Annotated in this window: 18 protein-coding genes and 1 riboswitch; of the genes, 11 read left to right on the top strand and 7 right to left on the bottom strand. The window is 43.3% G+C overall.

The window, feature by feature from the left end:
- Positions 1–31: 31 nt before the first annotated feature.
- From QVP35_RS01565 to QVP35_RS01550, 4 genes are all read left to right on the top strand, one after another.
- Positions 32–346 carry a PTS fructose-like transporter subunit IIB gene (locus QVP35_RS01565; protein ID WP_006566172.1) on the top strand — a complete coding sequence of 105 codons (315 nt, stop codon included), beginning with the start codon at positions 32–34 and terminating at the stop codon, positions 344–346.
- A gap of 115 nt (positions 347–461) precedes the next feature.
- On the top strand, positions 462–2,816 hold the full coding sequence (locus tag QVP35_RS01560; protein ID WP_009290973.1) for a glycyl radical protein: 2,355 nt from the start codon (positions 462–464) through the stop codon (positions 2,814–2,816).
- Positions 2,803–3,729 carry a glycyl-radical enzyme activating protein gene (locus QVP35_RS01555; protein ID WP_039930724.1) on the top strand — a complete coding sequence of 309 codons (927 nt, stop codon included), beginning with the start codon at positions 2,803–2,805 and terminating at the stop codon, positions 3,727–3,729. The genes QVP35_RS01560 and QVP35_RS01555 overlap by 14 nt, the downstream gene beginning before the upstream one ends.
- Positions 3,730–3,744: 15 nt before the next feature.
- On the top strand, positions 3,745–4,425 hold the full coding sequence (locus QVP35_RS01550) for a transaldolase family protein (protein WP_009290975.1): 681 nt from the start codon (positions 3,745–3,747) through the stop codon (positions 4,423–4,425).
- Between the two features lie 164 nt (positions 4,426–4,589).
- Here the strand turns inward: QVP35_RS01550 and QVP35_RS01545 are convergent, their stop codons facing one another.
- Together QVP35_RS01545 and QVP35_RS01540 are read right to left on the bottom strand one after the other, a co-directional pair.
- Positions 4,590–7,148 (bottom strand): hybrid sensor histidine kinase/response regulator, encoded by a 2,559-nt coding sequence (locus tag QVP35_RS01545; protein ID WP_009290976.1) that lies wholly within the window; start codon positions 7,146–7,148, stop codon positions 4,590–4,592.
- On the bottom strand, positions 7,145–8,827 hold the full coding sequence (locus tag QVP35_RS01540; protein WP_022260717.1) for a GGDEF/HDGYP domain-containing response regulator: 1,683 nt from the start codon (positions 8,825–8,827) through the stop codon (positions 7,145–7,147). The genes QVP35_RS01545 and QVP35_RS01540 overlap by 4 nt, the downstream gene beginning before the upstream one ends.
- A gap of 166 nt (positions 8,828–8,993) precedes the next feature.
- Between QVP35_RS01540 and QVP35_RS01535 the strand changes: the two genes are divergently transcribed.
- Entirely contained in the window at positions 8,994–10,481 is a 1,488-nt protein-coding gene (locus tag QVP35_RS01535; protein WP_009290978.1) for a GntR family transcriptional regulator, read from the top strand.
- Positions 10,482–10,527: 46 nt separating this feature from the next.
- Here the strand turns inward: QVP35_RS01535 and QVP35_RS01530 are convergent, their stop codons facing one another.
- Together QVP35_RS01530 and thiC are read right to left on the bottom strand one after the other, a co-directional pair.
- Positions 10,528–11,883 (bottom strand): sodium-dependent transporter, encoded by a 1,356-nt coding sequence (locus tag QVP35_RS01530; RefSeq protein ID WP_006566164.1) that lies wholly within the window; start codon positions 11,881–11,883, stop codon positions 10,528–10,530.
- Between the two features lie 24 nt (positions 11,884–11,907).
- A complete protein-coding gene (thiC, locus tag QVP35_RS01525; RefSeq protein ID WP_009290979.1) occupies positions 11,908–13,209 on the bottom strand; it encodes a phosphomethylpyrimidine synthase ThiC in 1,302 nt (433 codons plus the stop codon).
- A 92-nt stretch (positions 13,210–13,301) separates the two neighbouring features.
- A riboswitch (TPP riboswitch) is annotated at positions 13,302–13,405 on the bottom strand.
- Between the two features lie 202 nt (positions 13,406–13,607).
- On the opposite strand from thiC, the gene QVP35_RS01520 reads away from it, so the two are divergent.
- The 5 genes from QVP35_RS01520 to QVP35_RS01500 are packed head-to-tail and all read left to right on the top strand — an operon-like array spanning position 13,608 to position 18,974.
- Positions 13,608–14,438, top strand: a complete 831-nt coding sequence (locus QVP35_RS01520) for a patatin-like phospholipase family protein (RefSeq protein WP_006566162.1) — start codon at positions 13,608–13,610, stop codon at positions 14,436–14,438.
- Positions 14,439–14,468: 30 nt separating this feature from the next.
- Positions 14,469–15,497 (top strand): hypothetical protein, encoded by a 1,029-nt coding sequence (locus tag QVP35_RS01515; RefSeq protein WP_006566161.1) that lies wholly within the window; start codon positions 14,469–14,471, stop codon positions 15,495–15,497.
- Between the two features lie 9 nt (positions 15,498–15,506).
- A complete protein-coding gene (gene vanR / locus QVP35_RS01510; RefSeq protein ID WP_006566160.1) occupies positions 15,507–16,208 on the top strand; it encodes a VanR-ABDEGLN family response regulator transcription factor in 702 nt (233 codons plus the stop codon).
- On the top strand, positions 16,198–17,343 hold the full coding sequence (locus tag QVP35_RS01505) for a sensor histidine kinase (protein ID WP_009290981.1): 1,146 nt from the start codon (positions 16,198–16,200) through the stop codon (positions 17,341–17,343). The genes vanR and QVP35_RS01505 overlap by 11 nt, the downstream gene beginning before the upstream one ends.
- Positions 17,340–18,974 (top strand): putative manganese-dependent inorganic diphosphatase, encoded by a 1,635-nt coding sequence (locus QVP35_RS01500; protein ID WP_009290982.1) that lies wholly within the window; start codon positions 17,340–17,342, stop codon positions 18,972–18,974. The genes QVP35_RS01505 and QVP35_RS01500 overlap by 4 nt, the downstream gene beginning before the upstream one ends.
- On the opposite strand, the gene QVP35_RS01495 is transcribed toward QVP35_RS01500, so the two are convergent.
- Genes QVP35_RS01495 through QVP35_RS01485 form a run of 3 tightly spaced genes read right to left on the bottom strand, consistent with a single transcriptional unit; the run spans position 18,939 to position 21,227 of the window.
- Entirely contained in the window at positions 18,939–19,535 is a 597-nt protein-coding gene (locus QVP35_RS01495; RefSeq protein ID WP_009290983.1) for an NUDIX hydrolase, read from the bottom strand. The genes QVP35_RS01500 and QVP35_RS01495 overlap by 36 nt on opposite strands.
- Positions 19,536–19,544: 9 nt before the next feature.
- Positions 19,545–20,963, bottom strand: a complete 1,419-nt coding sequence (gene hydG, locus QVP35_RS01490) for a [FeFe] hydrogenase H-cluster radical SAM maturase HydG (RefSeq protein WP_009290984.1) — start codon at positions 20,961–20,963, stop codon at positions 19,545–19,547.
- A gap of 12 nt (positions 20,964–20,975) precedes the next feature.
- Positions 20,976–21,227 carry a TM1266 family iron-only hydrogenase system putative regulator gene (locus QVP35_RS01485; protein WP_009290985.1) on the bottom strand — a complete coding sequence of 84 codons (252 nt, stop codon included), beginning with the start codon at positions 21,225–21,227 and terminating at the stop codon, positions 20,976–20,978.
- Between the two features lie 331 nt (positions 21,228–21,558).
- Between QVP35_RS01485 and QVP35_RS01480 the strand changes: the two genes are divergently transcribed.
- Positions 21,559–22,719, top strand: a complete 1,161-nt coding sequence (locus tag QVP35_RS01480) for a hypothetical protein (RefSeq protein WP_022260716.1) — start codon at positions 21,559–21,561, stop codon at positions 22,717–22,719.
- The last annotated feature ends 38 nt before the right edge of the window (positions 22,720–22,757 follow it).

The raw sequence follows: 22,757 nt of genomic DNA, 5'->3' as shown, positions 1-22,757 counted from the left end.
ATAGTAGAAAATCAATAGGAGGTATTTTATCATGAAATTTTTAGCGGTTACGGCGTGCCCGTCAGGGGTGGCACATACCTATATGTCAGCGGAGGCGCTGGAAAAGGCAGCAAAAAAGCACGGAATTGAGATTAAAGTAGAGACTCAGGGGTCCATCGGGATAGAGAATCAGATCACACCGGAGGATCTGGCCGGAACGGATGCGGTGATCCTCACAAAAGATATGCCAATAAAAGATGAAGAAAGGTTTCAGAATATCCCGAAAGTTCGGGTGGGAGTCAGCGACGCTGTAAAGAAAGCAGAGGCGATTATTACAAAGTTGGAAAAGATGGTGAAGGAACTTTAAAAGAAAACAGGGGCGGCTTAAAAAAGCCGCTCTTTTCTGATTATGTATTGAAAAACAATAAAAAATAATATATAATAATATAAAACAATAAACAAAAACAGGGAAGGAGCAGTATATGGAGGGTGTTTTTCAGACAGACCGAATAAAATACTTAAAAGATAAAATGTTATCAGAACCAAGGTATGCTTCCATTGAGCAGGCGCTCATTATAACGGACAGCTACAAACAACATGAGGATCAGCCGAGGATCATTCAGAGAGCACTGGCTTTAAAAGCATCATTGGAGAAGATCAAGATCAGTGCAGAACCGGAGGAACTGATTGTGGGCAACCGTACGGCAGGAGTCCGTTATGGGGTTGTCTTTCCGGAAAGCGGAAGCACTTGGGTGGATCAGGAGTTTGAGACTCTTCCCACAAGGCCGCAGGATAAGTTTCATGTCCATCCGGAGGATATTGAAACATTTAGAAAAGAGATTAAACCCTACTGGGAAGGAAAGTCTCTGGAAGATGTCCTCAATGAGAGATATGGAAAAGAAATAAATGAAATATCGAAAGTAGTAAAGATAAACCAAAAGGACCATGCTCAGGGGCATATCTGCCCCAACTGCGTGACATGGCTGAAGCTCGGTCCGACAGGACTGCAGAAACAGGCAAGGGAGAAACTGAACTCCTGCAGTGAGGAACAGAAAAATTTCTATGAAAGTGTCATTCTGGTGATGGAAGGCGTCAGAAGCTTTATGCTGCGCTATCATGACCTTATGATGGGACTCTCGGAAGAACAGGACGATGAAGCCAAGAAGGAATCTATGATCTGTGTGGCAAAAAACTGCAAAAAACTGAGCCAGCATCCGGCAGAGACTTTTCATGAAGCGGTACAGTCTGTATGGTTTTTGTTCGTTGTCCTCCAGATGGAATCCAACGCTTCTTCATTTTCACCGGGTCGTCTGGACCGCCACCTGATCTCTTACTATGAAAATGACATAAAAGAAGAAAGAATTACAAAACAGGATGCATTGGAGATCATCGAATGTATGTGGCTCAAATTCAATGAGATCGTTTATATGAGAAATTCCCACGGTGCGAAATATTTCGCAGGATTTCCGATCGGATTCAATATAGCTGTCGGTGGTCAGGATGAGCATGGAAATGATTATTCCAATGATCTTTCGTTCTTATTTCTGGAGGCCCAGAAACATCTTGGACTTCCTCAGCCGAATCTTTCTGTCAGGCTCCACGAAGGCACAGGGGATGATCTTCTCTTTGAAGCGGTCCGTGTCGTGTCAAAGGGCAGCGGAATGCCACAGTTTTTTAATGACAAAGCAGTGATTCCGTCCGTCATGGAGCTGGGAATTGAAGAAAAAGATGCCATGGATTATGCCATTGTTGGATGCGTGGAGCTGACCACCCAGGGAAACAATCTCGGATGGAGCGATTCTGCTATGTTTAATCTGAATAAGGCACTGGAAGCCGCAATGACCGGCGGAATCTGTCTGCTTACAGGAGAGAAGATTGCCCCTGATTACGGAAGCCTTGAGACTTATGAGACGTTTGAGGAACTGGAAGAGGCATTCCAAAAACAGATTGATTACTTCATGGACAAAATGATTCTGGCCTGTGAGGAAGTAGAGAAGGCACACATTGACCTGCTGCCGTCTCCGTTTCTATCAGCGTCCATAGACGACTGTATGGAAAAAGGAATGGATGTGACGGCGGGGGGAGCAAAATACAACCTATCCGGTATCCAGATGATCCAGGTTGCAAATCTTGCAGACAGCCTGGCGGCAGTAAAACAGATGGTCTATGATGATAAGAAAATTGAGCCGGAGAGACTGCTTCATGCATTAAAGACAAATTTTGAAGAAGATGAGGTCTTGAGGACCATGCTCTTAAATAAAGTGCCTAAGTACGGAAATGACGTGGACTGGGTGGATGCCATGGGTACTAAATGGGCCGAATACTTTAAAAACCGGCTGCGCACATTTAAAAACTACCGCGGAGGACCATACCACACGGGAATGTATACGGTCTCAGCCCATGTACCCATGGGAGAAAATGTTGGGGCATCACCGGACGGACGTTATGCAGGAGAGCCTCTCGCCGACGGGGGAATGTCTCCGGTCTACGGAAGAGATATGAAAGGGCCGACAGCAGTTCTGAAATCCGTTTCAAAATTGGATAAAAATCTTACGACAAACGGCGGGCTGCTGAATATGAAATTTCTGCCGGAATTCTTTAAAAATGAATCCGGTACCCGTAAATTTGCGGGATTTCTGCGAAGCTTTGTAGATCTGGAAATCCCACATATACAGTTTAATGTTGTACGGAGAGAGGATCTAATAGCGGCAAAGAAAAATCCAGAGCAGTACAGAGGTCTTACGGTCCGGGTGGCCGGGTATACCGCATATTTCACAGAACTGGCGGATGAACTGCAGAATGAGATCATCGCCCGTACCAGCTATGGAGATATTTGATATGAAAGGAACGATCTTTGATATTCGCAGATTTTCAACCCATGATGGGGATGGCATCCGAACGACAGTCTTTTTCAAAGGCTGTCCCCTGTCCTGCGTGTGGTGCCAGAACCCGGAGGGAATTTCATTAAGACGGCGCCCACTGTATTTTAAGAATCGGTGTATACACTGTAAAATGTGTGTGGAAGAAAGTGTCAGCGGCGGAATGAAATTCCGGGGAGATAAGCTTTTCATGAATATTGACTCGCCGGAAGACTGGGAACATTTGATAGAACTGTGCCCGTCAGGTGCTCTCGCGATGGATTCCAGAGAGTACAGTGTGAAAGAAGTGATGGAGGAGATCAGAAAAGACATGGTATTTTATAGGCATGACGGCGGAGTTACTCTGTCTGGGGGAGAGCCGCTGCACCAATCGGAATTTGCACTGGAAATACTGAAGCAGTGCAAAAAGGAAGGAATCCATACTGCCATAGAGACTTCTCTGTACGCAGAACAGGAAATACTTAGAAAACTTCTTCCGTATCTGGATTTGATTTATGCAGATTTTAAAATAGCGGATGTGGAAAGACACAAAAAGTATGTGGGAGTGCCAAACCAAAAGATCAAAGAAAATATAAAGTATCTGCTGGAATCCGAAAAAAGGGACCAGGTTATCATAAGGACTCCGATGATTCCGGGCCTTACCGCTTACAGAGAAAATATTACCGAAATTGCCGTATATATCAGCGGGACAGATCCCGATGTCTCGTATGAAATTTTAAACTATAACCCCCTGGCGGAAGCCAAATATCATTTGATTGGCAAAGAGTTCTGTTTTGCTGAAAATCCGAAGATGTATTCCAAATCACAGATGAAAGAATTCGAGAGCTGGGCAAGGCAGGGCGGTGTAAGTAATGTGATCATGGAAATTTAAATTAAGGAGAATAATATGAAATTTATTATTGATGATGCAAATGTGGAAGCTATTAAAAACTTATATGAGTATTTTCCTGTGGAAGGGGTAACCACCAACCCGTCCATCTTAGCCAAGAGCAAACGGCCTCCATATGAGGTGCTCGGTGAAATTCGTGAGTTTATTGGGAAGGATGCTGATTTACATGTGCAGGTAGTATCAAAATGTGCCGAAGATATGGTCACAGAAGCCGAAGAAATGCTGAAAAGACTTGGAGAGAATACATATATTAAAGTTCCCACTACAAGGGAAGGATTAAAGGCAATGAAACTTCTGTCTTCCAAAGGGGTGAAGATAACGGCTACGGCCATCTATACTCCGATGCAGGCGTTCTTAGCGGCAAAGGCAGGCGCCTCTTATGCAGCGCCGTATGTAAACCGTATCGATAATCTGGGGGCCGATGGAATTGAGACGGTGAAGAAGATTCACGATATTTTTCAAAACAACGGGCTTAAAACCGAAGTGCTGGCTGCAAGTTTTAAGAATTCACAGCAGGTACTGGAACTCTGTGCCTATGGGATCGGTGCTGCAACCATCGCACCGGATGTCATAGAGGGACTGATCAAAAACGATGCTGTAACCGCTGCAGTAGGCGCATTTACAAAGGACTTTGAAGGATTGTGCGGCGAAGGAAAGACTATGAAGGACTGCTGCTAAAACAGCATAGAAAAACAGAGACTGATGGAGGTCTTTTCATTGATTAATAAAAGCGCATGACAGGAACATGCGCTTTTATATAAACCAAAGGGCACACCCCATTTCATACCCTTCGGGAGGCCTTTCCAGAGCCGACTGGAGATAATGGATAAAAACTCATACATCTATTTTAAGTATTTTTTCAGAATTCCCACTAATTCTTTTATGTCAACAGGTTTCGCTATATGGGCGTTCATGCCACACTCTAAGCAATGCTGGATATCCTCAGAAAAGGTATCAGCACTCATAGCAATGATAGGAACAGATGAAGCGTCAGGGTGATCCAGCAACCGGATTTCTTTGGCTGCCTCATATCCTGTCATGTGAGGCATTCTAATGTCCATCAGAACAGCATTGTAGTATCCTTTAGGTGATGTCTGGAACTTCTCCAGACATATCCGTCCATCCTCTGCCCATTCAAGTTCTGCACCCAGATCAGACAGAAGTTCTTTTGCGACCTCCCAGTTCAGTTCGTTATCTTCAGCGAGCAGGATCCGACGGCCTGACAGATCAAAATTCTGATCCGGAATCTGTTCTTTTATCTGTTCATTTTCCATAAACTGACGCAGACTATAGAATAAAGTTGATTTAAAGAGCGGTTTGGAAATAAAACCATTAATACCTGCCTCACGGGCTTCTATTTCAAATTCACTCCAATCATATGCAGAAATCAACAGAATAGGTATTTCATTTCCTACTTTACGGCGGATCTCCTGTGCGATCTGAAGGCCATTCATATCAGGCAGTTTCCAGTCCAATAGGATGATTTGATAGTCAGTTCTTTTTCTGTGATGTTCCATTATCATTTCCATGGCCCTGTTCCCGCTCAGCGTCCAATCAGTTTTTATACCCATGGATCTTAGTGTATTTGCAGCGGTCTGGCATAATGATTTGTCATCATCAACTATGAGCATGTTCCAAGAGGGAAGAACCATATTCACATTCAAGGCAGGGGCTTTTTCAAAATCAAGTTTGATATGAAACTCTGTTCCTTTGTTTGGTTCGCTCTGTACGTCGATTGTTCCGTCCATGGCGTCCACTATGTATTTTGTGATTGCCATTCCCAAACCGGCGCCTTCTGTTTTACGGGTTCTTGTTCCGTCAGCCCGGCTATAGGACTGATAAATCTTTTTCAGAAATTCCGGTGACATACCGATTCCATTGTCCCTAACATTAATATGAAGACGGACGTAATCTTCTCCTCTTGGGGAGTTCTCCTCGGATATGAATAATCGGATAGAACCTTTTTCAGGGGTGTATTTAGTGGCATTAGACAAAAGATTAAGCAGAATCTGGTTTAGGCGGATTCCATCACACCATACATTCTCTGTGAAAATATTTTCGATATGCACATCAAAGCTTTGCTGTTTTGCCTTCGTCTGCGGCTGCATAATGCTTACAATTCCATCGACCACCTCCCTTAAGGAGATTTGTTCTGCAGTTAATGTCAATTTACCGCTTTCGATTTTAGACATATCTAAGACATCGTTTATAAGTCCAAGCAGATGCCTGCTCGACAATGCAATTTTTCTCAGACAGTTCTTTACTTGCTTTGGGTCATCTATATGGGCTGTTGCAATCGCAGTCATACCTGTAATTGCATTCATAGGAGTACGGATATCATGACTCATGTTGGCCAGGAATTCACTCTTTGCCTTACTTGCTTTAAGGGCTTTCTGCTGGGCTTTGTCCAACTCCTGCAGCTGCACGCGGGTTATGAAAAAATAACGGAAAAATATCCATACCAGACTAATTAATATAGAAACACAGGCCAGCAAAGTAATGACCAGACGCTGAAAGCTAAGGCTGTTTATGGTCTCATCTAATATGCTGTATGGCATCACTGTTATCAGATGCCACTCAGAATAAGGTAAAGGCATACTATAAATCTGACGATCTTCTTTACTGCCCTTTATTACTGCAGAGTACTCTTTATTATCTTTCAGGGCGGTATCAAACTCTCTCAGAGAATTATCTGAGGATAATGTTTTCTCTGCAGATTTATGCTGCTTTTGCAGCAGGTCAAAATAGCCCCATAATTCAGTGTTGGGATTGCGTATTACGAAAGTTCCGTCCGGACGAATGATATGATAATACATCAAATCTCCCTCGTTTTCTAAGGAAAGAAAATCAGTGATATAATCCAATGGAACAGCGGCTGTCAGACCGATGCATTTCTCGCCATTCTGCATAGGATAATCAGCCTGGATACCAAACAACACCACATTCTTACCAGCTGAATCAACACCTACAGCAACTCTTCTTTCACCTCGTTTTAATGATTTGACAAAAGGTTTGGGATTAATCGGATGTATCGGGTCTCCATAGAGAGTTTTGAAGTTTCCTTCATTAGAACATATTGCTAAATAGTTAAAATCTCTTACCTTTGCTCTGTAGACAAGTTCTTTATATAAGCTTTTTTTGTTATGATTTTTTGACGAAACTACAGAAACAAGACCATCCATCTGATCAAAGCGCAGTTTTATGACACTTTTAAAATGCCTGGACATTTGCTTATTCATTCCGGACATATAGATCTCTCCAATTTCATGGATGGTCTTTCGGCTTTGCCGATTCATATAAATCCCCAGCAGGGTGAACACAGCTATACTGAAAAGCAGAAGCCCTATGAAGCTGCGGATTAAAAATCGTATAGTAGGATTCTTTTTTTTACTTCTGTTCATTGATGCTGTTCCTCCCTGGCTATCCCGTTTTCTTTTTTATTATCTTCTGTTTCGAAGCCGAGAAAGCGTGTTTTCACTTGATTTTTTGTGGTTTTTGCCTGATACATAAGACTGTCTGCAGTTTTAAACAGTTCTTTTGTTCTTCCGGTTCCGTATACTCCTCCTATACTTACGGTCAAATGAATTTCGGGATATTCATCGATAACCAGCATATCAACGGCATGTCTGATGTCTTCCAGTTTTTTCTTAAATACATCTGCCGGAATACGGTAAAATATAATTATAAATTCATCACCGCCATAGCGGATTACAGTATCTGTCTTCCGCACACCCGATGAAATGGTTTCAGCAACATTTTGCAGCACGCTGTCACCTACATAATGTCCGTATTGGTCATTAACATACTTAAAGTTATCAACATCAATAACGACAACAGCTTCGGCATCATCTGAGTCCTCAAAATGTTCGTCATAATATCGGCGGTTGCAGACACCGGTCAGTGAATCAATATACAATAACTGCAGCTGACGCTGTTCTTCATATATTGAAATATATTTTTTACGGGTAAACAGTTTGTAAAAGTCTGTTATATTATTAATTTCCTGTATATTTTCAGCTTTATGATCAAAAGAGGAATCCTTTAACCGGAGTTCAATTTTATCCGAAATTTCAATCAGGCACTGCAGCAGAACTGGATTGAATCTTCCACATTCTTCCGACAAAATCATTTTTAATGCTTTCTTGTGAGAATATGCTTTTTTATAGCACCGTTCACTGGTCAAAGCATCATATACATCAGCTAATCCAACTACCTGAGCAGCAATTGGAATTTGGTCTTTTTTCAGCCCATCAGGATATCCGCTTCCATCATAGCGTTCATGATGCCAACGGCAGATTTGGGAAGAAATTTTAATAAACGGCAGTTCCTGCTGTTCAGCTGGCAATTCCGACAGTATTTCAGCACCGACGGCAGAGTGGGTTTTTATAATCTTGAATTCCTCCCCTGTAAGGCGTCCGGGTTTATTCAAAATTGCATCAGGAATTGAAATCTTCCCAATATCGTGAAGGGATGAGGCAGTGCTAATTAAAGTAATATCAGATTCAGATAAAGGATAACGATCTGTGAGCTGAATCAGATGCCTGAGCAAAAGTTCTGTGATGGTATTTACATGCAGCACATGCAAACCACTCTCTCCATTACGAAATTCAACGATGTGAGACAAAATTGAGATCATCAGCTTATTATGTCTCTCCTGTTCATAAAACTGTTCTGCGATAATCGTTTCGAGACGGCGTTGTCTTGCATATAGAATCATAGTATTGGATATACGGCGGCGGATGATCGTTGAATCAAATGGCCGGCTGATATAATCAAATGCACCCAAGTTGTAAGCGTGTTTAATATTTTCAGGGGAATTATCAGCAGAAATCATGATTACAGCAAGTGTTTCATTCCATTGCTGTTTGTTTATGAAGGATAGTACTTCAAATCCATTCATCTTGGGCATCATGATATCCAAAAGCAGGAGAGAGAAATCTGATCTCCTCCGGGAAAGGATTTTAACTGCCGCTAAACCGTTATCAGCTTCTATAATATCATACTGATCCTTCAATATATCTCTCAGAAGAGCCCGATTCATTTCAGAATCATCCACGATTAAGATTTTTTGTTTTTCCATAGTGCTTTAATCTCTTTCATAAAAATTCTACTATTTTATTATAAATGAATGTTCTGGAGCTATTCAATAAGCATATTGGTAAGGTGAACATATAGCTTCTAACTTTTTTCGATGACAAGGCAGTATAAACGAAGTATAATGAAAAAAAATGGAAAGGAAATAGAATATGAAGCCACAAGAAACAAAGTATTCTTTTATTTATAGGGAAATTAAGCAGAGTATTATAAATGGACGGATACTTCCAGGTGACTGTCTGCCTTCTTCAAGAATGCTCTGCAGTCAATTCCATGTAAGCAGATATACAATCAACCGGGTTTTTGATGCATTGAAAAAAGAGGGACTGATTGACATAAAACCCCGACTTGCTCCGATCGTCCTACCGGGGAAAGTCGTTTCTGAACCAGAGAACATGCTGTTTGATGTTCTGAGCAAAAGGAAAAGTATCATGCAAATATACAAAACTTTTGCTTTCATATCACCTCCACTGCTGGTTTTTGCTGCACAGGACTGTAACTTGGAGATAATGCCTCATTATAAGCAGGCTATGAAAGCATCACGCCTTGGAACTGCAGCCAGCGGCTGGCGGCCTTCTTTTGCCTTTTTAAAAGAAGTATTGGAAATCGGTGGGAATCCCCTGCTTGCTAATCTCTACTCTGCCTTTGAACTTTATCATTTTCTGAATTTTTTTATGGAGAAATGTCCTTATTTTTTAGAGACTTATCTGCAGGGTTCAGACTCGATGACAGCAGATATAATTGATATATTAAAGGGCAGGGACCCAGTTGTGAAACACAGTCAGCTAGACAAATTATTTCAAAGATTTGCAGATTCAATTGCAGTTACCTTAGAGTATTTAGCTGATTCCACACCTGGATGTCCTGTATCGTCTGATGTACCGTTTCTATGGAAACCAACACGCGGTAAAGACTACTTTTACTCAAGAATTATCAGTGATCTGAATCAGAAAATTGGCAGCGGGGAATATCCCTGCGGAACCTATCTCCCATTTGAAAAGCAGCTGGCCGGACAGTACGATGTTTCTGTATCTACGATCAGGAAAGCACTAAATGAATTAGAGCAGAGAGGGCTTGTAAAAACTTTGAATGCAAAGGGAACTATTGTTATAGAGCCAGATGATTCACGGGTGAATCAAATGCTTCCGAATCCAAGGCGTACACAGGAAGCTCTGCAGTATTTTCATGCACTGCAGCTGCTTACATTGATTATTTATCCGGCAGCACTGGCAGCCGGTCCTAAATTTACTGTATCGGAAGTGGCAGAGTTAGAAGAGAAATTTATACTTCCAGATTCCATTTGTATCATAGATATATTTGAAGCTCTCTTAAAACATATTGAATTAGAGCCTCTGCGTGCTATATTAATCGAGGCATTTCGTCTTACCGAATGGGGACATTATATTGCTTATTATGCCAATAAAAAACTAGTAATTCAGAAAATAAATAAACTGATTATTGCCGCAGTTCAGCATTTGCATGGTGGGAAAGTCGACTCTTTTGCAAATGGAATGACAGACTGCTATCGTTTTGTCCTGGAACGGGCCAAGGAGTATATGATTAAAAAATATAACTTTTACAGGGTAGCTTATATACAGGTTCCGGAAAAATATCAGATGTATGAAATGGACAACGTTTAGACACGAAAAAGACACCGCAGAATACGGTGTCTTTTTCGAAAGAATATTATACTGTGATAACACCCATTCCCTGTAGTATGGAGAACAGGAGAATGGCAATGATACAAATCGGTGCAAAAAATTTAATCATTGGAATATATAAATTTTTACGTTTGAAATCTCCTGAACTTTCTACTTCATCAATGATCTCTTTTGGCTTGATCACATAAGCGGCAAACATGCAGGTGCAGAATGCTGCAATCGGCATCAGGACACTGTTGCTCAGGAAGTCAAAGAAATCCAGAAAACTGAAGCCAAGAAGCTTAATATGACTCCATATGCCAAATCCCAGAGATGACGGCACTGCCATGATCATTGCAATGACAAACATAGTAATGCAGGCTCTGATCCGGGATAAATGAAACTTATCCATTACGATGGAGACCAGCGTTTCTAAAAGAGAAATCGCAGAAGTCAGCGCCGCGAAGAAAACTAAAATGAAGAAGACAGCTCCGATAACAGTTCCCAGGGCCATGCTGTTAAAAACTTTTGGAAGCATTTTAAACATCAGGGATGGTCCGGATGCAAGCATATCCGCATTTCCTCCGGAAAATACAAAGACTGCAGGAACAATCATAAGCCCGGACAGGAATGCAACACCCGTATCAAATATCTCTACCTGTGAAACAGACTTCTCAAGGTTAGACTTCTTCGGCATATAGGAACCAAATGTGATCATGATTCCCATAGCAAGGGACATGGAGTAGAACAGCTGTCCCAGAGCAGCCAGGAATGTGGTAGGTGTCAGATCCTTGAGATTTGGCTTGATGTAATACAGTACACCTTCCATGGCTCCCTTTCTGGTAATGCAGTAAACGGAGATTCCGATCAGCAATACAATTAAGACTGGCATCAGGATCGTACTGACTTTCTCAATACCGCCTTCAACCCCGAGAGCTACGACGATCAGTACAAGTCCTGCAAAGATCAGAAGCCATATCATAGGGCTTACAGACTGGCTGATAAAGCCTTCGAAGAATGTATCTCCGGCCGCTTGGCTGATATTTCCGCTTATTGAGACAAACAGATATTTTGTAACCCAACCTCCGATGACGCAGTAATAAGGGAAAATAATAAACGGTATGATACTGGTCAGATAACCGATAAACTTATATTTTTTATTAAAATAGGAAAATGCATGTATGGCACTTTTTCCGGTTCTCCGGCCAATAGCAATCTCGGTGATCATCAGTGTAAACCCAAAGGTCACTGCAAGAATCAGATAAATCAAAAGGAAGCTGCCGCCTCCGTATTTAGCTGCCAAATATGGAAATCTCCATATGTTTCCTAATCCTACCGCTGATCCTGCAGTCGCAAGCACAAAGCCAATTCTGCTGGAAAAGCCGCCTCTTTCTTCATTCATAAATCTGTAAAATCCTCCTTTAGTTTATACTACGTCGACATCTTCACCTGCCAACACAGCATTCATATTTCGAACGGAACACATTTTTCCGCACATGGTACATGTATCTTCTCTTTCAGGTTTTGATTCAGCGCGGTACCTTTTTGCCTTTTCTGGATCTAAAGCCAGGTCAAACTGGGTCTTCCAGTCAAGTTTCTGTCTTGCCTCGGCCATCTGGTTGTCCCAATCGATGGCTCCTTTTATGCCCTTGGCGATATCCGCTGCATGCGCTGCGATCTTTGAAGCCATAATGCCTTCTTTTACATCGTCCACATTTGGAAGACGGAGATGTTCGGCCGGTGTGACATAGCACAGGAAGCTTGCACCGGATGCCGCTGCAATGGCACCTCCGATCGCTGAAGTGATATGGTCATATCCAGGGGCGATATCGGTAACCAGCGGTCCTAACACATAAAAAGGCGCGCCTTTGCATATCGTCTGCTGAATTTTCATATTTGCCTGTATCTGGTCCATTGGCATATGTCCGGGTCCTTCAATCATTACCTGAACATCCTTTTTCCAGGCCCGGGCCGTCAATTCTCCCAAAGTTACCAGCTCCTCGATCTGAGAAATATCGCTGGCGTCTTTCAGGCACCCCGGACGGCAGGCATCCCCGAGGCTTAGAGTAACGTCATATTCATTACAAATGTCCAAAATCTCATCATAGTATTCAAAGAACGGATTTTCACAGCCGGTAGCTTCCATCCAGGCAAAGATCAATGATCCGCCGCGGGAAACAATGTTCATCTGTCTCTTCATAGCCTTAAAACGGTCTGCGGTACTGCGGTTAATCCCGCAGTGAATGGTCATGAAGTCGACTCCGTCCTCTGCATGCATTTTAAATATGTCGATCCATTCTCTGGATGTGATATCCTTGAGAGCCTTGTTGTAGTATACAATGGCATCGTAAATCGGAACAGTGCCCAGAATGGCCGGGCATTCAGCCACAAGCTTTCTTCTGAAGGTCTGCGTGTCCCCGAAAGAAGAAAGATCCATGATCGCTTCCGCACCCATGGAGACAGCCTGATTTACTTTCTTCATTTCTACATCCAAATTCAGACAGTCTCTGGATGTTCCAAGGTTGACGTTGATCTTTGTTTTCAGGGAATTGCCGATGCCGAACGGCTTTAAGCATTTATGATTTTTGTTGGCCGGTATGACGATTGTGCCGGCGGCGACTTCTCTCATAAGCTTCTGAAGATCCATGCCTTCATAGGCAGCGACAGTTTCCATTTCCTTGGTTGCGATGCCGGCTCTGGCGGCATTCATCTGTGTTGTGTAAGTCATCTTACAACCTCCTCGTTTCAATCAGTCGGGAGGGAATCTAAAATGCAGTATTTAGTTTTCGGAACATTACTATTTAATATACATGCTTCCGTTACAATAAGCATCTAAATCCCTACGTTGGCATTACCCAAATCAGGTATGATGGTCGAAGGTTTATCCTTCCTCTCAGCCCGTAAAAGCTCCCATTTTAGTTTCAAAAACGACCTTAAAGGTCATCTTTCGTATTGTATCATTGTTTATTAGAAAGTGCAATGGTTTGAAAACTGCAATACTGGTCAATATAGACCATCCGGTGATAAAAACTCATACAATAAGTTTCCAGTTTTTGTGCTATAATAAAGAAGAAGCATTTCCGCGGATTCCGGGGAGTGCCCAAATGCAGTTAGGAGTGAGAGAAAATGGCAAGTTTAATATTAGAGGGCGGGACATTCCGGCCTATTTTCAGTGCAGGGGTGATGGATGCCCTGTTGGATAACGACATTATGTTTCCATATGTGATTGGAGTGTCAGCCGGCATTTGTGACGGTTTTTCTTACGTATCCAGGCAGAGGGAAAGAAATCTTCAGATTCTTATGAATCATAGAAATGACCCCAGATATATAGGAAGGCAGAATCTGATCAAAGAAAAAAGTCTGTTCGGGCTGAATTTTGTTTACAATGTGATTCCAAACAAATTATATCCCTTTGACTGGGATACCTTTTACAAATACGACGGAAAAATTCTGGTGGGAGTTACTAATGCCCTGACCGGAGAAATCGAGTATAAAGATGGAAAAGACTTGGATGAGGAGTGCATGATGCTGCGGGCAACCTGCGCACTGCCGCTTGTTTTCCCGGCGATCAATCTGGACGGTATTCCCTATTTTGATGGAGGAATTGCAGATCCGATTCCGGTCCGCAAGGCAATACGGGACGGTAATGACAAGCATTTGATCGTACTCACAAGACCAAAGGGATATCAAAAGGAACTCAGCAAAAGCCATAAGGTTACATCCAGGCTGCTGAAAAGGAAGTATCCGAAACTTCCGGATCTTCTCCTGAACCGTCATGTGGAGTACAACCGCACTGTGAGGTACTGCGAGAGACTGGAGAGAGAAGGAAAGGCCGTGATTCTCAGGCCGGATCATCCCATTGACAGTTTTGAAAAGGATATCGATGTACTCAGGGAGACGTATCAGATGGGATACGATATGGCAATAGAAAGAATAGAAGAAATCAAAAAACTGTGATACAATAAATTAGAAAAAGAGGTGGTCAGGATGGCAAGAATATTGTATTCAGAGCGGCCGTATGTAGAAGAACTATCTACCAATAAAACAAGAAATTTAATCGTAATCTGTGAACGCCTCTTTCTGCCGGTGCAGGCAGATGCAGCCAAGCTTGAACTGGCCGGGGAGATCGCCGGCAGACTTATCGATGAGCCCCAGGTTCTTCTCTGGATGCTTCAGTCGGAGGCGATCGACCTTTTGTTTGAACTTTGGGAACAGAAGGATGGGCAGTTTGCACTGGAGCCCAATTTTAACGATCTTCAGCAGCTCAGGTATCTGGGATTCATTCATGTAGAAGAGGACCAGGTGGCTGTTAATATAGAAGCAAAGGATCTGTTTTATTTTACTTTAAAGAGCCACAAGTCCGGAAGGATCATGGAACGGCATACAAGATGGGAGCAGGTTATTTTCGGGATGCTGTTTACTTACGGAATTCTGGATGTATATTACTGCTATGATATTTTTGTGCAGGTGACAGGAGAGAAGATTTCTTATGACGAGATGGAAAGGTTTCTGCTGATCCGGATCGTCTTTTGGCGGAGCGGCATCCTGCTGCGCAATGAGAAAACTAAGCGCCTGTTTATGGTGAGCCGTGAGGTCCTTGACCGGAATGAAGTGTTTGACGAGTGGAATGAGCATCAGGATCTTAATTTCAGGGAATACACGGAAGATGAGTATGTGGCGCTTGCTATGGGCAACGGTGTGACCGGATGGCCGGGGGTTTCCGAGATGTTTACCTATATTCTGGAGGAGATTGAGGACGACCGATACAAGGCTATGGTTATTATGAAGTCCATCATTCTGATGATCCAGAACGGTGCCAGTTATCTGGACACGGTTGTAAAAGTATCCAGACTCCTGGATGCCGAAGAAGAGGACGAAAAGATTTTTTACGATTGTTTGAAAACTGTTTTTTATCACACACCTATTTATGGGAAGAAAGGGCATACGCTCTCGGATATGGCGAAGAAACAGGAAGACGTGCCGTTTCAGGTGATCAACGGCGGCAAGAAGATTTAGGAGGTATCAATGAAGCAGTCAAACGTGCTTGTAGTAGATGATGAAAAAGAAATTGCCGATTTTATAGAACTCTATCTGAAAAATGAAAATTATGAGGTGTTCAAGTACTACAGCGGTGCCGGGGCACTGGAATGTGTGAAACAAGAGCAGATTGATCTGGCAATTCTGGATGTGATGCTCCCGGACATCGATGGTTTTGAAATATTAAAAGAAATACGGAAAGACCATAACTTTCCGGTTATTATGCTGACCGCAAAGACAGCATCTATGGATAAGATCAACGGACTGACCCTGGGAGCGGATGACTATATTGAAAAACCGTTTGAACCGCTGGAGCTGATGGCCAGAGTAAAGGCTCAGCTGCGCCGGTTTATCCGCTATAATGACGGCAGCGGACAGAGCAGCGAAGATACTCTGGAGATTGCCGGACTGGTGCTGAACAGGAATACACACCAATGTCTGTACGGGGAAGAGGAAGTGACACTGACGCCTCTGGAGTTTTCGATTCTCTGGATACTCACTAAGAATAAGGGCAAGGTGATCAGTTCAGAAAATCTTTTTGAGCAGGTATGGAAAGAAAAGTATTTCAAGAACAACAACAATACAGTTATGGTCCACATCCGCCATCTGAGAGAAAAGCTCGGAGAGGTGATGGGACATAAGGAGCTGATCAAGACTGTCTGGGGAGTGGGATATAAAGTTGAGGAGTAAATGGAACAAATACCGGAGCTTAAAGATCAGGATCATGCTCCAGACTCTGGGCATCAGCCTTCTGGTAGGCATCTTTGGTTATCTGTTTATTTTTGTCTTTGTGGATGGAGTGCTTCAGGCGCCGTTTGCAGACAGTATGGTGCACTTTTTTGAGAAGTTCGGATTCGACAATGAGAGTGCTATTCATCTGTACCGTGCGATCTTCTGGGACAATAAGACCATGATTATTTCTACGGGGTTTATCTTTCTGTTTCTCTGCAGTTTTTATCTGGGTATGTCCAGGTTTACAACCTATTTAAGGCAGATTGAATCCGGAATCGATATGATTCTGACAGACTCCAGCGATCTGATCGAGCTGGAGCCGGAACTGCAGCCTATGGAAAACCGTCTCAATGAGATCAAGGCCAATCTGAAGGAACAGCGCAGGCAGACCCAGGAGAGCGAGCAGCGCAAAAACGATCTGGTGGTCTATCTGGCCCATGACCTGAAGACACCTCTGACATCGGTGATTGCATATCTGAGTCTTTTAAGCGAGGCACCGGATATGCCTTTGGAACAGAGGGCAAAATATACACATATTTCTCTGGAGAAAGCCAAACGTCTGGGGGATCTGATCAACGAATTTTTTGAGATTACAAGATATAATCTTCAGAATATTACTCTGGAAAAGAAGACATTCTATCTGTATGTTTTGTTAGAACAGGTACTGGATTCTTTTGAACCGGTCTTTCAAGAACGCGGACTGATCTGCCGCACGGAGATCGAAGACTCAATCCTGATCCACGGGGACCCGGACAAACTGGCCCGTGTCTTTGAAAACCTTTTAAGAAACGGAGTTTCCTACTGTTACCCGAATTCAGCCATCGAGGTCAGCGCGTCGGGAGAAGATAAAGAGGCTGTGATCAGGATCAGGAACCAGGGAAAAGAGATACCGAAGCATAAACTTGAGAATTTATTTGAGAAGTTTTACCGTCTGGATGAAGCGCGGTCTACGGAGACCGGCGGAGCGGGCCTTGGTCTTGCGATTGCCAGAGATATCGTAGAGCTTCATCAGGGAACGATCACTGCGAACAGTAATAAGGATTTCACGGAGTTTATTGTCAGACTTCCAATGGAACAGAAGGAGGAGCCATGAAAAGTACTTATGTAATCGGGCACAGGAATCCGGATACGGACTCCATCTGCTCTGCGATCGCCTACGCGAATCTGAAAAATCAGGTGAACGGAGGGGGATTTGAAGCCCGCAGGGCCGGCAACGTCAATGGAGAGACGAGTTTTGTATTAAAGCAGTTTCAAGTGAAGGCCCCGGAGTTTTTGAGCGATATCAGGCCCCGGATGAGCGATATCACGCTGCATGAAGTGGAAGGTGTCAGGCAGGATATCTCGATCAAAGAGGCAGGGGATCGGATGAAGAAGCTGAAACTGGTGGCTCTTCCGGTCCTGGAAAATAACCGTCTGAAAGGCATGGCAACGATCAGTGATATCGCCCATGCGGACATGGATGTTTATGACAGTGAGATTTTGGCCAAGGCAAAGACTCCATATCAAAATCTGGTCAAAACTCTGGATGGTGTGATGATGGCAGGCAATATTTTAGATGTTATTGATCACGGAAAGGTAACAGTATCTGCTGCCAGCATCGACAAGATGGAACAGTTTGTGACAGAGGGGGACTTGGTGATCCTTGCGGACAGAGATGATGCCCAAAAGCGTGCTATTGAGATCGGCGCCCAGTGTATTATCGTATGTATGGGCAGCAAAGTGAGCAGGGAGATTCAGGAGATGGCAGAGTCAAAAGGATGCCGGATCCTAGTGACGCCCTACGACACTTTTACAGCCGGCAGGCTGGTCTGCCAGTCCATGCCGATTTCCTATGTGATGACCAGAGAAAATATCATCACCTTTTCTTCCAATGACTATGTGGATGATGTGAAAGCACTGATGGCCAAAAAGAGATTCCGTTATTTTCCGGTCCTTGACCCAAAGGGAGAGTTTATTGGTCTGGCATCGAGACGGCGTATGCTGGGATTTGAAAAGAGAAAAATGATCCTTGTAGACCACAATGAACTGTCACAGGCCGTGGAGGGACTGGAAGAGTGTGAGATTCTGGAGATTATTGACCATCACCGTCTGGGCTCTATGGAGACGATGTCGCCTGTCTATTTCAGGAACCAGCCGGTAGGATGTACGGCAACGATCGTGACACAGATGTATGAAGAACATGGTGTGGAGATCACGAAGCCGATGGCAGGTCTGCTCTGTTCCGCGATCCTTTCCGATACGCTCATGTTCCGGTCACCGACCTGTACCCCGGCGGATGAGGCTGCTGCCGGAAAGCTGGCAGAGATTGCAGGGATAGAGATAGAAGAATATGCCAAGCAGATGTTCCGTGCAGGAAGTGACTTGAAAGGCAAAGCTGCCGATGAGATCTTTTATCAGGATTATAAGAAGTTTTCCTCAGGAGATGTCTCCTTCGGAGTGGGACAGATCACGTCTTTGGATCAGGGTGAGTTAGAGGAGATCAAAGATAAGATCATACCGTATGCCGAGACAGTCAGAAATGAACAGGGATTGGATATGATCTATTTTATGCTGACCAATATTCTGGAAGAGACGACTTATCTTATTATGATCGGAGATAAGAGCAGCGGCATCATTTCACAGGGCTTTGGAGCCGAGACAGACGGATGTGTCGCAAAGCTTCCGGGCGTGATGTCCAGAAAGAAACAGTTAATCCCGAATATACTGAATATTATACAGCAGTAATCTGGCAGTCATGCCCCAGATTACATGCTTTTTATAGCGGTATAGACAAACTTCATTTTTCCCTTTTGCCCACGGGTAGTTCTCCCCGTTTGGAATGTCGGCAAAAGGGAAATTTTTTTGCGGTTTTGTCATAAGAACATTGCTGTAATACTCCGGTTCATTTTCAAGGAAGAAATCAAGTGGGACGGTAAAGACGGAATCCACCTCATCCCGGGAAAACTGGCCGTGGTAATCACGGAGTTCCGCAAGGAACGGTTCTATGCGTGTCTGATACGGAGTCAGAAGATAATCCAAAGCCCCATAAACCTGAATGGTCTCTTTTTCTACAAACAATTCTTCCATAGTCTCCCGGACAGCCGCTTCATAGGTCGATTCTCCAGGCTCCACTTTGCCTCCGGGAAAGCAGACTTCTCCCGGCTGTTTGTTCAGGTGTTTGGCGCGCACCTCGAATAAAACGTGGTACCCATCCTCCTTTTTGATCAGGGGGATGAGTACCGCAAAAGACGTTTCCTTTTCTTCACCGATTCGTTTTGGAATATGATGTTTTAAAGATTCAAACATGGGGTTCTCCTAAAATCTGAAATCACGTTTTCCTTCATGGATATTCTCAATATATTCTTTTGCTTTTTGTTTTACCACCGGATTCGTGATCGTTTCCAAAGCTTTTTTGATCACTTTTTCTCCCTTTTGTTTTGTATCCTCAGAAGCATAATCTTCCAGATACTCTTTGAGGGTCATCATGGCGTTTGGACCGCAGCAGTTGGCAATCTGGCCGGATTTTACAAGAGACATGAAGCGGTCTCCGGTCCTTCCTTCACGATAGCAGGCAGTACAGAAGCTCGGGATATGACCCAGGTCGAGGAGCCAGTTCACAACTTCATCCAATGTACGGTCGTCACTCCGCTCAAACTGCGCAGAATTGTCTTCCGGCTTTTCGGGCTCCGCATAACCTCCCACGCTGGTAGAAGATGCACCGCTGATCTGGGAGACACCCACTCGCAGCACCCGCTCTCTGGATTCTTTTGTTTCTCTGGTGGAAATAATAATGCCAGTGTACGGTACTGCCACGCGGAGAATCGCCACGATCTTTTCAAAAATGTCATCATTGATTCCGTTTTCAAATTCATCAGGATCTACATCGTCTGCCGGACGGATTCTTGGAACACTGATCGTATGGGGGCCTACGCCGAACCTGGCCTCCAAATGTTCTGCGTGCATTAAAAGTCCCGCAAAATCATAGCGGTACATGTTCAGGCCGAATAAGACACCGATGCCTACATCGTCAATGCCTGCTTCCATGGCCCGGTCCATAGCTTCCGTGTGGTATGCGTAATTGTGCTTCGGCCCAGTCGGATGCAGAACTTCATAATTATCTTTATGGTATGTTTCCTGGAATAAAATATACGTACCAATCCCTGCATCCCGCAGCCTTTTATAATTTTCTACCGTCGTGGCGGCAATATTTACATTGACGCGGCGGATCGCACCGTTTTTATGTTTGATTCCATATATGGTTTTGATACTTTCTAATACATACTCGATCGGAATATTGACCGGATCTTCCCCGGTTTCCAGTGCAAGGCGCTTGTGCCCCATGTCCTGAAGTGCGATAACTTCTTTTTTTATTTCTTCCTGTGTCAGCTTTTTCCTGCGGATATGTTTGTTTTTATAATGATATGGACAGTACACACAGCCGTTGACACAGTAGTTGGCAAGGTAGAGAGGAGCAAACATGACGATACGGTTTCCGTAAAATTCCTCCTTGATCTTAATGGCCAGGTCAAAGACCTTCTGTATCAGCTCTTTATCCTCACATGCCAGCAGGACAGAGGCCTCCCTGTGGCTTAACCCTTTCAGTTTTTTTGCCTTTTCGATGATGGATATGATCAGCTCTCTGTTATCCTTATTGGCGTCGGCATAGGCAAGGGTATCCTTGATTTCCTGGTCACTGATAAACTCTTCTGCAATTTTTGAATCTGGTTGGTACATGATTTCTCTCCTTTATTTGGTCTTGGCAAACATTGATTTTACGCTGATTCCTTCAATCATTCCGAGCTTGCCGGACAAAGTGCTGATGGTGTTTTCGGGTGCGTCTAAAACAATGGAGATGATATTGATCTCCTTTTCGCGGTAGGGAATGCCCATTCTGCCGACGATATAATCCCGGTATTCATGCAGCAGCTGATTGGTTGGAGTTATGCCTTTTTCTTCCTCAATGATGATACCGATCAGTGCAATCCGTGTTTCCTTCATAATAAAATGAACCTCCTTATACAATAGAAAAGGCATATCCCATCCGGAATATGCCTGATTATCACAGTATAAAATAGAGTTTTGTATACAAAACTCTGTGCAGTTTATAAAGGATCAATCTTGGCATCGGGCAGTACCCTGGCTTCAGAATGATATTTTTCACTGCATTTATAGTAGCTCAAAACAGGGGAAAAGTCAATCAACAACAAATAACAACAAGTGTTCAATACCGTCTGTATGGATAGCTTCTTATGCTAGAATAAAAAGGAACTTTCACAGGATGGCCTGTGAGCGCAGCAGCTGTTGGTCTTAGAGAATAGGAGGAGAGTTTATGATGAAAAAATGGGGGAAGATCGTGACCGGTATTTTTTTGACAGCGGCAATGCTGGCCGGAACTTTGGGGGCAGGAACTGCCCAAGAAGTTGTGAAGGCAGCAGGAAGCACGATCAAGGCTTCCGGCGGTCAGATTAAGCTGAAGGACGTAACGGATGATGGAGTCTTTAATCAATACTCTGTAACCAAAACAAAAAAAATGAACATTAAAATCGTAGTTCCGAAAGAATCTACAGTGTTTTTAGATTTTTACGGAGTAAGAGGAGATGAAAATGACAATGCCTACCTGAAGAAAAATTGGACCATAAGTTTTCAGGGACAGAAGTGGACGGGGAGAGCTGTCCGGATTGTAAAGCATCTTAAAAAAGGAACTTATACATTAACTGGAAGTATCAGTGAGCCTCAGTTCAGTGTAATCGACGCAGGGTATGTGGATCCCGGCAGCAGCAGGTTCACATCTGCCAAAAATAAGATTAAAGAAGGAACGGGAAAATGGAATTACCAGACGTTTAAAGTAAAGAAGAAAAGCCATATCCAGACCGTTGGCCGGACATTTAAGTATAAGTCAGGAATCATTAAGGCAGGGAATAACAGCCATTTGTCTGAGGCCTATAAAAAATCAGTTCCCTTCTATATTCAGAAGAAAGGCAAAAAAGGAAAATATACAGCGGTAACAAACAAAATGAGTTATACATCAAAAAAAATAAACAAACACTTTGCATTGAGTCCGGGAACTTACCGTCTGAAGACAAAGATTCCGAAAGGATATGTGTCACAGTTTATGTACGTGGATACGGTATATAAAAATAGTTATGCGGTAACAAAAGCAAAGGCAAAGCTTCTGACTCAGGGCAAAAAAAAGAGCAATTTGTTTACCGATGCGGATAAAGCGAAAAAAACTCATTATTATAAGTTTAAGGTTTCAAAAAACGGAAAGATCTCCATGAAACTTACAACGAAAAACAATTCCGGAAGGATCAAAGCCGCAGTTTACGGAAAAGGCATGAAGACGAAGAAAAAAACAATGGAATATTCAGGAACACATTATTTTAACTGCAAACTAAAGAAAGGTACCTATTACATAAAGGTGACAAAAGATACGAAAAAGTCCACAGGTCTTTACAGTCTGACTTATTCGGATAAGACCGAATCCAGATAAAATAAAAGATACCGCTTTTATAAAGAGTTTGTAAAAGC

The organism is Anaerostipes sp. CAG:276, assembly GCF_000432215.1.
Classification (GTDB): Bacteria; Bacillota; Clostridia; order Lachnospirales; family Lachnospiraceae; genus Anaerostipes; species Anaerostipes caccae.
Note: the sequence above shows the minus strand (reverse complement) of the source record. Positions and strands in the feature narration are given on the sequence as shown.

Coding starts and splice junctions, on each gene's coding strand:
- QVP35_RS01565 (WP_006566172.1), top strand. CDS start 32: ATGAAATTTTTAGCGGTTACGGCGTGCCCGTCAGGGGTGGCACATACC.
- QVP35_RS01560 (WP_009290973.1), top strand. CDS start 462: ATGGAGGGTGTTTTTCAGACAGACCGAATAAAATACTTAAAAGATAAA.
- QVP35_RS01555 (WP_039930724.1), top strand. CDS start 2,803: ATGGAGATATTTGATATGAAAGGAACGATCTTTGATATTCGCAGATTT.
- QVP35_RS01550 (WP_009290975.1), top strand. CDS start 3,745: ATGAAATTTATTATTGATGATGCAAATGTGGAAGCTATTAAAAACTTA.
- QVP35_RS01545 (WP_009290976.1), bottom strand. CDS start 7,148: ATGAACAGAAGTAAAAAAAAGAATCCTACTATACGATTTTTAATCCGC.
- QVP35_RS01540 (WP_022260717.1), bottom strand. CDS start 8,827: ATGGAAAAACAAAAAATCTTAATCGTGGATGATTCTGAAATGAATCGG.
- QVP35_RS01535 (WP_009290978.1), top strand. CDS start 8,994: ATGAAGCCACAAGAAACAAAGTATTCTTTTATTTATAGGGAAATTAAG.
- QVP35_RS01530 (WP_006566164.1), bottom strand. CDS start 11,883: ATGAATGAAGAAAGAGGCGGCTTTTCCAGCAGAATTGGCTTTGTGCTT.
- thiC (WP_009290979.1), bottom strand. CDS start 13,209: ATGACTTACACAACACAGATGAATGCCGCCAGAGCCGGCATCGCAACC.
- QVP35_RS01520 (WP_006566162.1), top strand. CDS start 13,608: ATGGCAAGTTTAATATTAGAGGGCGGGACATTCCGGCCTATTTTCAGT.
- QVP35_RS01515 (WP_006566161.1), top strand. CDS start 14,469: ATGGCAAGAATATTGTATTCAGAGCGGCCGTATGTAGAAGAACTATCT.
- vanR (WP_006566160.1), top strand. CDS start 15,507: ATGAAGCAGTCAAACGTGCTTGTAGTAGATGATGAAAAAGAAATTGCC.
- QVP35_RS01500 (WP_009290982.1), top strand. CDS start 17,340: ATGAAAAGTACTTATGTAATCGGGCACAGGAATCCGGATACGGACTCC.
- QVP35_RS01495 (WP_009290983.1), bottom strand. CDS start 19,535: ATGTTTGAATCTTTAAAACATCATATTCCAAAACGAATCGGTGAAGAA.
- hydG (WP_009290984.1), bottom strand. CDS start 20,963: ATGTACCAACCAGATTCAAAAATTGCAGAAGAGTTTATCAGTGACCAG.
- QVP35_RS01485 (WP_009290985.1), bottom strand. CDS start 21,227: ATGAAGGAAACACGGATTGCACTGATCGGTATCATCATTGAGGAAGAA.
- QVP35_RS01480 (WP_022260716.1), top strand. CDS start 21,559: ATGATGAAAAAATGGGGGAAGATCGTGACCGGTATTTTTTTGACAGCG.